The 15126-nt window shown below is 39.2% G+C and carries 11 protein-coding genes, 1 tRNA gene and 1 other annotated feature; all 12 genes read left to right on the top strand.

Annotated features, from left to right (window positions below):
* Positions 1 to 43 precede the first annotated feature (43 nt).
* The 12 genes from ACFX40_RS11110 to lonB all read left to right on the top strand — a co-directional run bounded on the left by ACFX40_RS11110 (position 44) and on the right by lonB (position 14901).
* A tRNA-Arg gene (locus ACFX40_RS11110) sits at positions 44 to 117 on the top strand.
* 324 nt (positions 118 to 441) lie between these two features.
* Positions 442 to 695, top strand: a binding site (T-box leader).
* Positions 696 to 763: 68 nt separating this feature from the next.
* A complete protein-coding gene (ilvB, locus tag ACFX40_RS11105; RefSeq protein ID WP_153254654.1) occupies positions 764 to 2491 on the top strand; it encodes an acetolactate synthase large subunit in 1728 nt (575 codons plus the stop codon).
* Entirely contained in the window at positions 2488 to 3000 is a 513-nt protein-coding gene (gene ilvN / locus ACFX40_RS11100) for an acetolactate synthase small subunit (RefSeq protein ID WP_013059375.1), read from the top strand. Before ilvB ends, ilvN begins: the two co-directional genes overlap by 4 nt.
* Positions 3001 to 3064: 64 nt before the next feature.
* Entirely contained in the window at positions 3065 to 4090 is a 1026-nt protein-coding gene (gene ilvC, locus ACFX40_RS11095) for a ketol-acid reductoisomerase (protein WP_013085141.1), read from the top strand.
* Positions 4077 to 5612, top strand: a complete 1536-nt coding sequence (locus ACFX40_RS11090) for a 2-isopropylmalate synthase (RefSeq protein ID WP_025750618.1) — start codon at positions 4077 to 4079, stop codon at positions 5610 to 5612. Before ilvC ends, ACFX40_RS11090 begins: the two co-directional genes overlap by 14 nt.
* Positions 5613 to 5631: 19 nt before the next feature.
* Positions 5632 to 6741, top strand: coding sequence for a 3-isopropylmalate dehydrogenase (leuB, locus tag ACFX40_RS11085; RefSeq protein WP_013059372.1), 1110 nt, complete (start codon positions 5632 to 5634; stop codon positions 6739 to 6741).
* Between the two features lie 58 nt (positions 6742 to 6799).
* Complete coding sequence (leuC, locus tag ACFX40_RS11080; protein WP_013059371.1) at positions 6800 to 8215, top strand: 3-isopropylmalate dehydratase large subunit; 1416 nt, start codon at positions 6800 to 6802, stop codon at positions 8213 to 8215.
* A 14-nt stretch (positions 8216 to 8229) separates the two neighbouring features.
* On the top strand, positions 8230 to 8820 hold the full coding sequence (gene leuD, locus ACFX40_RS11075) for a 3-isopropylmalate dehydratase small subunit (RefSeq protein WP_028410552.1): 591 nt from the start codon (positions 8230 to 8232) through the stop codon (positions 8818 to 8820).
* A 101-nt stretch (positions 8821 to 8921) separates the two neighbouring features.
* Positions 8922 to 9923, top strand: coding sequence for a tetratricopeptide repeat protein (locus ACFX40_RS11070; RefSeq protein ID WP_028410553.1), 1002 nt, complete (start codon positions 8922 to 8924; stop codon positions 9921 to 9923).
* A gap of 221 nt (positions 9924 to 10144) precedes the next feature.
* Complete coding sequence (gene tig, locus ACFX40_RS11065) at positions 10145 to 11431, top strand: trigger factor (protein WP_377254936.1); 1287 nt, start codon at positions 10145 to 10147, stop codon at positions 11429 to 11431.
* 384 nt (positions 11432 to 11815) lie between these two features.
* Entirely contained in the window at positions 11816 to 13081 is a 1266-nt protein-coding gene (clpX, locus tag ACFX40_RS11060) for an ATP-dependent protease ATP-binding subunit ClpX (protein ID WP_013059367.1), read from the top strand.
* Between the two features lie 152 nt (positions 13082 to 13233).
* A complete protein-coding gene (lonB, locus tag ACFX40_RS11055; RefSeq protein ID WP_013085136.1) occupies positions 13234 to 14901 on the top strand; it encodes an ATP-dependent protease LonB in 1668 nt (555 codons plus the stop codon).
* Positions 14902 to 15126: the final 225 nt, after the last annotated feature.

The following is a 15126-nucleotide window of genomic DNA, read 5'->3' as shown; positions in this document are numbered from 1 at the left end:
TTTGAATATAATAAGTATTGTCTTTGGTACACTTTAACATTATGTCCCAGTAGCTCAGCAGGATAGAGCAACGGCCTTCTAAGCCGTCGGTCGGGAGTTCGAATCTCTCCTGGGACGTCCGGAAAAAACCGGCTTTTACTTTTTAGTAAAAGCCGGTTTTTTTATTTATCTTAAAAGTGAATGTTTGTTCATTCAGTGTGTACAAATGAACGTTTCACAAAAACTTTTTGAACTGCTGTAAACCCTTATTAAATCAATAATGAAAACGCATTCAAATATTCTGTTTAGTCTAAATTGTCTAAAAAAATCTTGAAAAGTGGTTGACTATGCATAGAAATGGGCGTAAGATAGTCCTCAAATATAAGTTTTCTAAAAATTTTAATTAATTGTAATTAATTTAAAATATGATGTGTAAAGCATTTTTCAAAAAGCATATAGCGTTTTAAAACGTTGAAGAGGATAAGTAGTTTTGATGTTTAGGTATCAACAGAGAGTCGGGTTGCTGGAAGCCGACGTTACCAACTCAAAATGAACTCACCTCAGAGTGTCACCCTGAAATTCAGTAAGGGCGACCGAGTGTACTTCCAAAGCACTCGTTATCAAAAAGAATGTACAGTATACATTCATAAGGTAATCATTACGATTACAAACGAGGGTGGTACCGCGTAAAGTACAAAAGACTTTTCGCCCCTTGACCTATATCATTTGATAGGGTCTATTTAGGGGTGAGAAGTCTTTTTTCTTTTATCTAGAAAACGAAAGGATGAGAAAAGTGGGAGCCAATATGCAAACGAAAGAACCTGTAAGCACTGGGGCACAAATGAATGGAGCTGACATGTTGATTGAATCTCTAAGAAGAGAAAATGTTGACGTCATCTTCGGTTACCCAGGGGGAGCCGTTTTACCGATTTACGATAAGCTATATGGTTCAGGAATGTTTCACGTACTTGCTCGTCACGAACAAGGTGGAATTCACGCAGCAGAAGGGTACGCAAGAATTTCAGGCAAACCCGGTGTAGTTATCGCAACAAGTGGTCCTGGTGCAACAAATATCGTAACAGGTTTGGCAGATGCGATGATTGACTCACTTCCTTTAGTTGTTTTTACTGGTCAAGTAGCTTCAAGTGTAATTGGTTCTGACGCGTTCCAAGAAGCAGATGTATTAGGGATCACAATGCCAATTACAAAACATAGCTATCAAGTACGCAATATCAGCGATATGCCGAGAATCATCAAAGAGGCATTTCATATTGCGACAACAGGAAGACCTGGTCCAGTCTTAATCGACATTCCAAAAGATATGGCACAGGGTGATGGAACATTTAATTACGAAGGAGAAATTGATTTACCTGGCTATCAGCCAACTTATTTTCCAAATCAGCTGCAGGTTAAAAAATTAACAGACGCAGTAGCAGCTGCAAAACAACCTGTTATTCTAGCAGGTGCGGGAGTGTTATTGAGTAAAGGTTCAGAAGAATTAAAAAATTATGCTGAACGTCAAAATATTCCGGTTATTAATACGCTTTTAGGGTTGGGCTGTTTTCCTGCAGATCATCCGCTTCATTTAGGAATGGCTGGCATGCACGGAACCTACACAGCAAACATGGCAATTTATGAGAGTGATCTTCTCATTAGTATCGGTGCACGCTTTGATGACCGAGTAACAGGTAACTTAAAGCATTTTGCACCAAATGCAAAAATTGCTCACATTGACATCGACCCAGCGGAAATTGGAAAGAATGTTCCAACCAAGATTCCAATTGTTGGAGATGCGAAAGAAGTATTGAAGCAATTGCTTCTGCAAGAAGGAGAAGTTGGAGATTATACGAAATGGCATGAGAAATTAGCGGCGTGGAAGCAAGAATATCCATTATGGTATCAGAACTCAGGGGATGTGTTAAAGCCACAAAAAGTAGTTGAGTTGCTTCACAAGTATACAAATGGAGATGCCGTTGTTACAACGGACGTTGGGCAACATCAAATGTGGGTAGCTCAATACTACACATTTAATAATCCAGATCGATGGGTAACTTCAGGTGGTCTTGGCACTATGGGCTTTGGATTACCTTCTGCAATCGGCGCTCAGCTGGCAAACAAAGATAAAACAGTTGTAGCAGTCGTTGGTGACGGTGGATTTCAAATGACGCTTCAAGAATTAGGAGTTATTAGAGAATTAAATTTACCTGTAAAAGTGGTTGTACTTAACAATCAGTCGCTTGGTATGGTTCGTCAGTGGCAGGAAATCTTCTATGAAGAACGCTACTCACACTCTTTAATTCCGAATCAGCCTAATTTAATGAAGCTTGCAGAAGCTTATGATATCAAAGGTTTACAAGCTTCTACTGAAGAAGAAGCGCATGCGGCTTTGAAAGAAGCAATGGAAACAGATGGACCTGTTCTACTAAATTTCTTTGTCGCACCTAAAGAAAACGTATATCCAATGGTTGCACCTGGAAAAGGATTACATGAAATGGTAGGGGTGAAACCATGAAGCGAATTATTACAGCAACTGTATTAAACCGTGCGGGCGTATTAAATCGCGTGACGGGGTTATTTACAAAAAGAAATTTCAATATTGAGAGTATTTCGGTAGGTCACACTGAATCTGAAGATGTATCACGCATGACGTTTGTTGTGAACGTAGAGCATGATAACGCTGCTGAACAAGTGATTAAGCAGTTAAATAAGCAGATTGACGTGTTAAAGGTTCAAGATATTACGGATCAAGCGGTGGTATCAAGAGAGCTTGCTTTAATGAAAGTAGCCTCTACGCCAGCGAGCCGTAACGAACTTTATGCAGTAATTGAGCCTTTCCGTGCAACCATCATTGATGTAAGCCGCGACAGCTTAATTATTCAAGTAACAGGTGAATCCAGCAAGATTGAAGCGATGATTGATCTGCTTCAGCCTTATGGATTAAAAGAAGTAACGCGCACGGGTACAGTAGCTGTTCCGCGCGGTACGCAAAAAGCAGCAGCCAAACTTTCATCAATCATTTAATTCTAGCTAGTTACTAACCAAGTAAACTATATAAAACTATATAAACTAAGAGGAGAGATTTATTATGACAAAGGTATATTATAACGGAGATGCAAAGGATCAATTATTACAAGGTAAAACAGTAGCAATCGTAGGCTATGGTTCACAAGGTCACGCCCATGCACAAAACTTACGCGACAGCGGAGTAAACGTGGTAGTAGGATTACGTAAAGGTAAATCATGGGACCAAGCAGAGCAAGACGGTTTCACTGTATTATCTGTAAAAGATGCAGTTCAACAAGCAGAAGTAGTAATGGTATTACTTCCAGATGAGTATCAGCCAAAAGTTTATAACGAAGAAATTCTTCCAGGACTAAAACCAGGAAAATCTTTAGTATTTGCTCACGGTTTCAACATTCACTTTAACCAAATCGTAGCACCTGAATTCGTTGACGTATTCTTAGTAGCTCCAAAAGGCCCTGGTCACCTTGTAAGAAGAACGTATGAAGAAGGAGCTGGCGTACCGGCGTTATTCGCAGTATTCCAAGATGTAACTGGAGAAGCAAAAGACGTAGCGTTAGCTTATGCTAAAGCAATCGGTTCAGCTCGTGCGGGTGTGTTAGAAACAACATTTAAAGAAGAAACAGAAACAGATCTTTTCGGTGAGCAAGCAGTACTTTGCGGTGGGTTAACTTCATTAGTTAAAGCTGGTTTTGAAACGCTTGTAGAAGCTGGCTACCAACCGGAAGTTGCATATTTTGAGTGTTTACACGAATTAAAATTAATTGTTGACCTTATGTATGAAGGCGGAATGGAAGGCATGCGTTATTCAATCTCTGATACAGCTCAATGGGGTGACTTCGTTTCAGGACCACGCGTTGTAGATGAGCGTTCAAAAGAGCAAATGAAAAAAGTGCTTGAAGATATCCAAACAGGTAAATTTGCAAAAGGCTGGATCCTAGAAAACCAAGCAAATCGTCCGGAATTTACAGCTATCAATAACCGTGAAAACGAACATTTAATTGAAAAAGTTGGCGCTCAATTACGTGAAATGATGCCATTTGTTAAAAAACAAAAGAAAGAAGCGGTGATCGCTAGTGCAAAAAATTAAACTATTTGACACGACGCTACGCGATGGTGAACAGTCACCTGGAGTCAATTTGAACCTACAAGAAAAGCTTGAAATTGCTAAGCAGTTAGAGCGATTAGGTATCGACATCATTGAAGCCGGATTTCCCGCTTCTTCAAAAGGTGATTTTCAATCCGTAAAAGAAATTGCGTCTATTGTCAAAAATTCTTCTGTAACAGGCCTTGCAAGGTCTGTTACAAAAGATATTGACATTGCATGGGAAGCGTTAAAAGAAAGTGCAGAACCAAGACTGCATGTTTTTATCGCTACTTCCGAAATTCATATGCAGCATAAATTGAAAAAAACACCTGATGAAGTACTTGAAACAGCAGTGGAAATGGTGAAGTACGCAAGTAAAAAATTCCCGGTTGTTCAATGGTCTGCTGAAGATGCATGTCGAACAGATTTACCGTTTTTAGCTAGAATTGTAGAAGCCGTTATTGATGCTGGTGCAAAAGTCGTTAATATTCCAGATACAGTAGGATTTATCACTCCTGGCGACTATCAATCAGTATTTAATTACTTAAAAGAACATGTGTCAAATATTCATAAAGTTGATTTGTCAGCTCACTGTCACGATGACTTAGGGCTAGCTGTGGCCAATTCAATGGCTGCGATTGAAGCAGGAGCTACTCAAATTGAAGGAACGATTAACGGAATCGGAGAACGTGCGGGTAACGCAGCTCTTGAAGAAGTAGCACTTGCGCTTCATGTCCGTCAAGATTTCTATCAAGCGAGCACAGGTCTTATCTTGCCTGAAATTAAGCGTACGAGTGACATTATCAGTAAGCTTACCGGAATGAATATTGCACCAAATAAAGCAATTGTAGGAAAGAATGCTTTTGCTCATGAATCAGGTATTCACCAAGATGGCGTCTTAAAAAATCCGTTAACATATGAGATTATTTCCCCAGAACTTGTGGGTGTTAAACAAAATCCAATTGTGCTTGGTAAACACTCAGGCCGTCATGCGTTCCGTACACGCTTAGTAGAGCTTGGATTCACATTGGAAGATACAGAAGCAAACGTACTTTTTGAGAAGTTTAAAGACTTAGCAGATAAGAAAAAAGACATTACCGATGATGATTTATTGGCATTAGTCATTCAAAAGCAAGTTAGCAAAGACAGTGAATATAAGCTTGAAAGTCTGCAAGTTCAGTATGGTACGAACAATATTCCAACGGCTACGATTACGCTTCGCAAAGAAAACGGCGAAGAGATTCAAGAAGCAGCTACGGGATCTGGAAGCGTGGAAGCTATCTATAATACGCTGCAGCGCTGTGTTGAACAAGATGTAAAACTATTAGACTATCGTATTCAGTCTATTAACGGTGGGCCGGACGCACTGGCTGAAGTATTTGTGAAGGTTGAAAGCGAAGGAACTGAAGCAAGCGGACGCGGAGTAGCATTTGATGTATTAGAATCGTCAGCGAAAGCATATCTGAACGCCATTAATCGTTTAATTGCTATTCAGCAGCATCGTACAAAGCAAGAAGTAATGTGAACTGAAGGGAGAGACCACCATGACAAAAAAAGTCGCTGTATTACCGGGTGACGGCGTAGGAACAGAAGTAACCAAGGGCGCTGTTGCCGTTTTAAAAGCAATTGGAGAGCGCTTTGATCATCAATTTGAGTTTACGTATGGACTAATTGGCGGAGCTGCAATTGATGAGGCGGGCACACCTCTTCCAGAAAGTACAATTGAGACTTGTAAGCAGGCAGATGCTGTATTACTTGGATCGGTTGGAGGGCCAAAATGGGATCGTAACCCTTCACATTTGCGACCGGAAAAAGGTTTGCTAGCTATTCGAAAAGAACTGGATTTATATGCTAATCTTCGTCCGGTGACGTTTTATGATAGCTTAGCGGATGCCTCTCCTCTGAAAAAAGAATACATTGAAGGTGTTGACTTCATTATCGTCCGCGAGCTAACAGGAGGCTTATATTTTGGTAAGCCTAGCGAGCGCCGAACAGAAGGAAATGAAGAAACAGTTGTCGACACATTATTTTATAAGCGTACAGAAATAGAAAGAATTATTCGTCAAGCATTTGACACGGCTGTAAATCGACGTAAAAAAGTAACGTCTGTTGATAAAGCGAATGTGCTTGAGTCTAGTAGAGTGTGGCGTGAAGTAGCTGAAGAAGTAGCAAAAGACTACCCGGATGTAGAGCTTGAGCATATGCTTGTAGATTCAGCTGCTATGCAGTTAATTCGTAATCCGAAGTATTTTGATGTAGTGGTAACTGAAAATATGTTTGGTGATATTTTGAGTGATGAGGCTTCTATGCTGACAGGATCGTTAGGAATGTTGCCATCTGCCAGCTTAACGGCTGATGGTCCATCTTTATACGAACCGGTTCACGGTTCTGCACCAGATATTGCTGGTCAAAACAAAGCTAATCCGATTGCTGCTATTTTATCTGCAGCAATGTTGCTTAGACATTCATTTGGATTAGAAAAAGAAGCAGCAGTGATTGAACAAGCGGTTGAAAGTGTATTACATGCAGGTCATCGAACAGCTGACTTAGCAGACGGTAATCATTATTTAGGTACCGATAAAATGGTGGAGGCGATAACTGCGGTAATTGCCAATGATTCTGCCATTTCAAGCATTATGACAGCTTACAGTTAATCATGCGTTTCTCACGTTTTGTGAGAAACGTTTTTCATAATCAGAAAGGAGGAGCAGTATGAAACCAAAAACAATTATTGATAAGCTTTGGGAACAACATGTTGTACGTCGAGAAGAGGGGAAGCCGGACTTATTATATATCGATCTTCATCTTATTCATGAAGTAACGTCTCCTCAAGCATTTGAAGGTCTTCGCGTGGCAAATCGCCAAGTGAAGCGTCCAGACTTAACGTTTGCTACAATGGATCATAACATTCCAACGGTTGACCGTTTTAATATTAAAGATCCGATTGCAAAGAAACAAGTAGACAAACTATCTGAAAACTGTCATGAGTTTGGTGTGAAGCTTTTAGATTTAACAAGTGAAGAGCAAGGAATTGTGCATATCATTGGACCGGAATTAGGATTAACTCAGCCTGGAAAAACCATTGTGTGCGGAGATAGTCATACATCTACTCACGGTGCATTTGGAGCGCTTGCTTTTGGGATAGGAACTAGTGAGGTAGAGCATGTTTTAGCAACACAAACGCTATGGCAAGCGAAACCAAAAACGCTACAAGTGAAAGTAAATGGCAAAAAGCAGCCTGGCGTTTATGCTAAGGACATTGTATTAGCAATAATTCAAAAATTCGGCGTGAATTTTGGAACGGGTTCAATCGTAGAATTTACGGGCGAATGTATTCGCGATCTTTCAATGGAAGAGCGCATGACCATTTGTAATATGTCTATTGAAGCCGGTGCAAAAGCTGGTCTAATCAGTCCAGACGATGTCACGTTCTCTTATATTAAAGGACGTCAGTATGCTCCTAAAGGAGAACAGTTTGAAAAAGCAGTGGAAGCTTGGGCAGCTTTAGCAACAGATGAAGGTGCAACGTACGATGAAACGCTGGAAATTGATGCAGATACAATTGAACCTGTTGTAACATGGGGAACAAACCCGGCGATGAGTTCTTATGTTAGCAAGCAAGTTCCTACATTAGAAGAGTGTAAAACAGAAGCTGAGAGAAAGTCTTTGTCACGAGCACTTGAGTATATGGGCTTACAGCCTGGCATGGCAATAGAAGAGATTCCAGTTCAGCATGTATTTATCGGTTCATGTACAAATGCTCGTTTGTCTGATCTTCGTGACGTGGCAGCCTTTATTAAAGGAAAGAAAGTGTCACCAGATGTGCGAGCGATCATTGTACCAGGTTCTCAAAAAGTAAAGCGAGTGGCTGAAGAAGAAGGTTTATCTGCTATTTTCATTGAAGCAGGTTTTGATTGGAGAGACTCAGGCTGCAGCATGTGTCTAGGCATGAACTCTGACTTAGTTCCACAAGGCGAACACTGTGCGTCCACTTCTAACCGCAATTTTGAAGGACGTCAAGGAAAAGGCGCCAGAACGCATTTAGTAAGCCCGGTAATGGCAGCAGCGGCAGCGGTATATGGACATTTTGTTGATGTACGCAAACTACAAGAACAAGCGGTGCGATAAGGAGGAGAACATAGATGAATGCTTTTACAATCCACACAGGGAAAGTAGCAGGTCTCGACCGAGCAAACGTAGATACTGATCAAATTATCCCAAAGCAATTTTTGAAAAGAATTGAGCGTACTGGGTTTGGAAAATTTCTATTTTTTGATTGGCGATATAATGAAGATGAAACGTTAAATGAAACGTTTGAATTAAATCAGCCTCAAAATCAAGGAGCAACAATTCTTGTAGCTGACGAGAACTTCGGATGTGGTTCGTCACGTGAACACGCGCCATGGGCGCTTTTAGACTATGGGTTTCGTGCCATTATCGCACCTTCATTTGCGGATATTTTCAAACAAAACTGTCTAAAAAATGGTATTTTACCTATTGTTTTATCAAAAGAAGATGTTTCCTATTTAATGAAAGAGTCTCAAAGTGCTTCTTACGCCTGTACAATCGATCTTCATCAGCAAAAAATTACCGATGAAGCAGGCTTTGAACGTACGTTTGATATCAATGGCCATTGGAAATATATGCTTGTTAACGGATATGATGAAATTGGCTATACGCTTTCTTTTGAAGACGACATTTCTGCTTATGAAGCAAAAACGGTAAGATACTAACCAAAAATCGAGCAAAATGATGATTTTGCTCGATTTTTTTGCGTTCCGTTAATCGAATTGCTAAACTGTAAAGCAAATGGACCGCGAAGTGGGGAGAAAACATGTCGAATGAACAACAAAACAAAATTGTAGCTTTTCCTCTATTAAAAGAACGGTTGGTTGAAAAAGCTACAGATCATATGCAGCACAAGCAGTTTCAAGAAGCACTTCCTTTATTTGAGCAGGCCTATGAACTTGATAATAAGCATCATGAAATTTTACTTGGTCTTGTTATTTGTCACGTGGAGCTCGGTGATGCAGGCATAGCTAAGGAATTGTGTGAGCAAATGCTGAAAGAAGATATTGGCGATTATTATCATAATTTGCAAATGTACCTCATGGTGTTAATTCAGCTTGGTCACTATCATGAAGGATATGTTACTCTACAAGCAGTTATTCAAGAACACAAACTCCCTTCTGAACATGCTGAACAGCTTTATCAGCTATTGGAGTTCTGCAAGAATAGAATGAATCAAGAACAAGTCATAGAAGAACAAACAGAAGAAGAACAGCTAGAGCAGTTTAAATCATTCACAGCTCTAGACAATATTCAAGATCAGCTTGAATGGGTTCATTCATTAAAAACAAAGAGAATTGAAAAGCAGCGCTTCTTTCTGGAACAGCTATTTTCATCTGAAGCTGTTCACCCTATCGTAAAAACAGTCGCTTTAAAAACAGTTATGGAAGAAGAAGTAGACATTGATTTTATGATTACTAAGTTTGGAGAGACGAAAAAAGTAAATGCGCTTCAGCTTCAACGAACAACACCGTATTTGTTTGCCGAGCAAGTAGAAGCGCAGTTGACGGAAAAGCTGGAGCATGAAAATCCTACATTGCTGCAGGTTGCCGTTGAAATATGGCAGCGTCATTTATTTATTACATTTCCGTTTTTACCGGGTGATAATGTAAAACTTTGGACAGCAGCGGTGTATGCTGTTAGTCTGATGATGCAAGGAGAAGAGTCAGATGCAGCTGTAGCAGAGGAAGACGGAAGTTTCTCCGCAGCTGAATTAAGAAAGGCAATTAAAGAGCTAAAAGAAATTGAAGAAATTTCTTTTATATAAAATGTGGTGTTTAGTTGAAACGTCATTGTTGTATGTTATAATATAATGGTTGTAAAATGCACTTAAATACGTATAGTAGAATTTCATCTTTACATTACATTCCTACTTACTTTAAAGTAATAGGGAGTTAAATAGATAATGATTGAGGGTTGAACTGATAGGCTATCTGCATTATCTAGTTTAGAAATCACTACTTAAAATGATTTTGGAGGGAAACATTCATGTCTGCAAAATGGGAAAAACAAGAAGGAAATCAAGGCGTTTTAACAGTAGAAGTTGAAGCTGCTGAGTTTGATAAAGCCTTAGATAAAGCATTCACAAAAGTTGTAAAACAAGTAAACGTACCAGGGTTCCGTAAAGGTAAAATGCCTCGTCCACTTTTCGAAAAACGTTTTGGCGTAGAATCTTTATACCAAGATGCACTAGACATCTTATTACCTGAAGCTTACAGCAATGCAATTGTTGAAGCTGGTATCGAACCGGTTGAGCGTCCAGAAATCGATGTTGAAACAATCGAAAAAGGACAACCTCTAGTTTTCACTGCTAAAGTAACTGTTAAGCCTGAAGTTAAATTAGGCGAATACAAAAACTTAGAAGTAGAAAAAGTAGATACAACTGTAACAGATGAAGACGTTGAAGCTGAATTAAAAACACTTCAAGAGCGTCACGCTGAACTAGTTGTTAAAGAAGAAGGAACTGTAGCTGAAGGTGATACAGCTGTAATCGACTTTGAAGGTTTCGTTGATGGCGAAGCATTCGAAGGCGGAAAAGGCGAAAACTATTCTTTAGAAATCGGTTCTAACACATTCATCCCTGGCTTTGAAGAGCAACTAGTTGGTCTTGAAGTAGGCGCTGAAAAAGAAGTGGAAGTAACATTCCCTGAAGAGTATCACGCTGAAGAGCTAGCTGGTAAAGCTGCTAAATTCAAAGTGAAATTACACGAAATCAAATCTAAAGAACTTCCAGCTTTAGACGATGAGTTTGCAAAAGACGTAGATGAAGAAGTAGAAACTTTAGAAGCGTTAAAAGCAAAAACAAAAGAAAAATTACAAAGCGATAAAGAGAATCAAGCGGAATCAGCTCTTCGCGACACTTTAGTAGAAAAAGCTGCTGAAAACGCTGAAGTAGAAATTCCAGAAGCAATGTTCAATACTGAAATGGATCGTATGATGCAAGAATTTGAACAACGTTTACAAATGCAAGGTCTTAACCTTGAACTTTACTTCCAATTCTCAGGTCAAGATGAAAAAGCTCTTCGCGACCAAATGCGTCCGGATGCTGAAAAGCGTGTGAAAATCAACTTAACGCTAGAAGCTATTTCAAAAGCTGAAAATCTTGAAGTAAGCGAAGAAGAAGTAGAAAAAGAATTAGAAAACATGGCAGGAATGTACAACATGCCTGTCGAAGAAATTAAGAAAGTGCTTGGCAGTCTTGATAGCATTAAAGAAGACATGAAAGTACGTAAAGCAGTTGAATTTCTTGTAGAAAACAGCAAAGCTGTTGCATAATAGTAAGTAAGAAACAAGGCGCGACTTGATCGTGCCTTGTTTTATAAACTTCAATAGTTTTTTTATATCATAACCAACACCGTAGAAGCAGCTTTAACCCATTGTTTGAAATCCGTGGTTATGAAATAGGCCCAATAAGAGGACACTATATAATAGCAGATCTCCATTCTGTTATGCTCATCAACAACATATACATAAAACGTTTTAGTATCTATTCAAGAAAATGTATGGTAAAATGCAATACAAATCTTTTCATAGCGCTTTTACTATGTGATAAAGAGGGGCATTTACCTACAAATAGATGAGTTGTTCATGTTGTTGGGCTATAGCGCGGATAGAAATCAGCTTCGAGCACTTTAGTAAATACTACAAGGGGTGAAAATTATGTTTAAATTTAACGATGAAAAAGGGCAGTTAAAATGCTCATTTTGTGGTAAAACACAAGAACAAGTACGCAAGTTAGTTGCGGGTCCAGGTGTTTACATATGCGATGAATGTATTGAACTTTGCACGGAAATCGTAGAAGAAGAGTTAGGTACAGAAGAAGAAGTAGAATTTAAAGATGTACCAAAACCAAAAGAAATTCGTGACATTTTAGATGAGTATGTAATTGGTCAAGAGGATGCGAAAAAATCGTTATCCGTTGCGGTATACAACCATTACAAACGAATCAATTCAAACAGTAAAATTGATGACGTTGAGTTATCAAAAAGTAATATTGCATTAATTGGACCTACAGGAAGCGGTAAAACTTTACTAGCTCAAACATTGGCTCGTATTTTAAACGTACCGTTTGCGATTGCAGATGCAACATCTCTAACAGAAGCGGGTTATGTAGGAGAAGATGTTGAAAACATCTTATTAAAATTAATTCAATCAGCTGATTACGATGTGGAGAAAGCTGAAAAAGGTATCATCTACATCGATGAAATTGATAAAGTAGCGCGTAAGTCTGAAAACCCATCTATTACACGTGATGTATCAGGTGAAGGTGTGCAGCAGGCTCTTCTTAAAATCTTAGAAGGTACTGTAGCAAGCGTTCCTCCTCAAGGTGGACGTAAACACCCTCATCAAGAATTTATTCAAATTGATACAACAAATATCTTATTTATTTGCGGTGGTGCATTTGACGGAATCGAACCTATTATTAAGCGTCGTCTAGGTAAAAAAGTAATTGGTTTCGGTTCAGAAACAAAACAACAAGACTTTACAGAAAAAGAGTTACTAGCAAAAGTATTACCGGAAGATTTATTGAAATTTGGTTTAATTCCAGAGTTTATTGGTCGTTTACCGGTTACTGCTAGCTTAGTGCCTCTTGATGAAGAAGCGCTAGTTGAGATTTTAACAAAACCGAAAAATGCACTAGTGAAACAATATCAAAAAATGCTTGAACTTGATGACGTTGAACTTGAGTTCGAAGACGAGGCTTTAGTAGAAATTTCTAAAAAAGCTATCGAGCGTAAAACAGGTGCTCGTGGTCTACGTTCAATCATTGAAGGTATTATGTTAGATGTAATGTTTGATCTTCCTTCACGTGATGATATTACAAAATGTATTATCACAGGTGAAACTGTTCGTGATCAAGCGGCTCCTAAGTTCGTATTAGAAGACGGATCTACTATTCAAGAAGGCAGCAAAACATCAGCATAAAAAAAGCCGGGTACTCAATTTGAGTACCCGGCTTTTTTCTGGTGATGAAGCACAACTAAATTTTACTTTTTACTAGAATCTTGTTTATTCCTACTGCTGCAGGGAGATAATAACTGATAATTATCTTACTAAACTGCGCAGGAGGTTTATCTATGAACTGGACGAATATTGCCTTAATGGTCCAACTCTTTTTTGGTATCATCATTGGCTTATATTTTTGGAATTTATTACGCAATCAGCGTACGCAAAAAGTCTCAATTGACCGGGATTCAAAGAAAGAAATGGAGCAATTGCAGAAAATGAGAGCCATCTCTTTAACTGAGCCGCTTGCCGAACGTGTAAGGCCGTCTAGCTTCTCCGATATTGTCGGACAAGAGGATGGAATTCGGTCACTAAAGGCTGCCCTTTGCGGTCCTAATCCACAGCACGTGATTGTATACGGTCCGCCTGGAGTAGGAAAAACGGCAGCAGCACGTTTAGTGTTAGAAGAAGCAAAAAAAAATAAAAAATCACCTTTCAAACAATCGGCTGTATTTGTAGAGTTAGATGCAACTACGGCGCGTTTTGATGAGCGAGGCATTGCTGATCCTTTAATTGGGTCTGTTCATGATCCTATTTACCAAGGAGCAGGTGCCATGGGCCAAGCTGGAATTCCGCAGCCAAAACAAGGAGCGGTTACAGATGCACACGGGGGAATTTTATTTATTGATGAAATTGGAGAGCTCCATCCTATTCAGATGAATAAGCTGTTAAAGGTTCTAGAAGATCGAAAAGTATTTATGGAAAGCGCCTATTACAGCGAAGAAAACACACAAATCCCGACACATATTCACGATATTTTTCAAAATGGTTTGCCAGCAGACTTTCGTTTGATTGGTGCGACGACTAGAACACCTAATGAAATTCCGCCTGCCATTCGTTCTAGATGCGTAGAGGTATTTTTCCGTGAGCTTGATCGTGACGAAATTATTACAGTTGCAAAAAAAGCAGCAAATAAAGTAAGAATGGATATATCAGAAGAAGGTTTATCTCTGTTTTCTACATATGCACGCAATGGACGTGAAACGGTTAATATGATGCAAATTGCGGCTGGATTAGCGATATCAGAGGAACGAACGGATATTAAAAATGAAGATATTGAATGGATTGTTCATTCTAGTCAACTATCTCCAAGACACGATCCGAAAATTGCAGATGAGGAAAAAGTGGGACTTATTAATGGATTAGCTGTGTACGGGCCCAACTCTGGAGCACTTTTAGAAATTGAAGTCAAAGCGATTCCTGCAAAAGAGAAAGGGAACATTATTATTACGGGTATCGTTGAAGAGGAAAGTATAGGGACTCAAGGGAAGTCTATTCGCCGTAAAAGTATGGCTAAAAGCTCAATTGAAAATGTCATAACGGTTCTTCGCTCAATGGATGTTCCTGCCGATGAGTATGATATTCATGTAAACTTTCCGGGAGGCGTTCCGATTGATGGACCTTCTGCGGGTATTGCTATGGCAACAGGTATCTACTCAGCGATTTATGAAGTGCCAATTAAACATACGGTAGCAATGACAGGAGAAATTGGTCTGCACGGCAACGTAAAGCCAATTGGCGGCGTGATTCCAAAAATCAAGGCAGCAAAACAAGCAGGCGTTCAGACGGTGATTGTGCCAAAAGAAAATATGAATGCAATGGTAGAAAAGGTAAAAGGTATCGACATTATTCCTGTCCATCATTTAACAGAGGTGTTTGAACAAGCGCTATTGTCTGTACATGAGCATGTTGCACATTTGTCGGTAGATCCAGCTATTTCAACTAGAGAATCTAGCTAATTCTATCATGATAATTAAAAATTAATGGTCAGATGAATATTCATCGCCTTTTTCGCGTATAAAACCTTTATACACAGCCAACGAAAAAGGCGTTTTTTTATGAAAAGAGCTTAAAAAGATATATTTTGCCTTTTAATTCTTTCTCATGGTACAATTAGTAATTACTATTGTTAGACATGTGTATACAAATGAGATAAAATTGTTAAAAGAATTCACACTTTACAT

The organism is Priestia sp. YIM B13552 (assembly GCF_042787775.1).
In the GTDB taxonomy this organism is placed as follows: domain Bacteria; phylum Bacillota; class Bacilli; order Bacillales; family Bacillaceae_H; genus Priestia; species Priestia megaterium_E.
The sequence above is the reverse complement of the archived record's forward strand: the minus strand, read 5'-3'. Positions and strand labels throughout refer to the sequence as shown.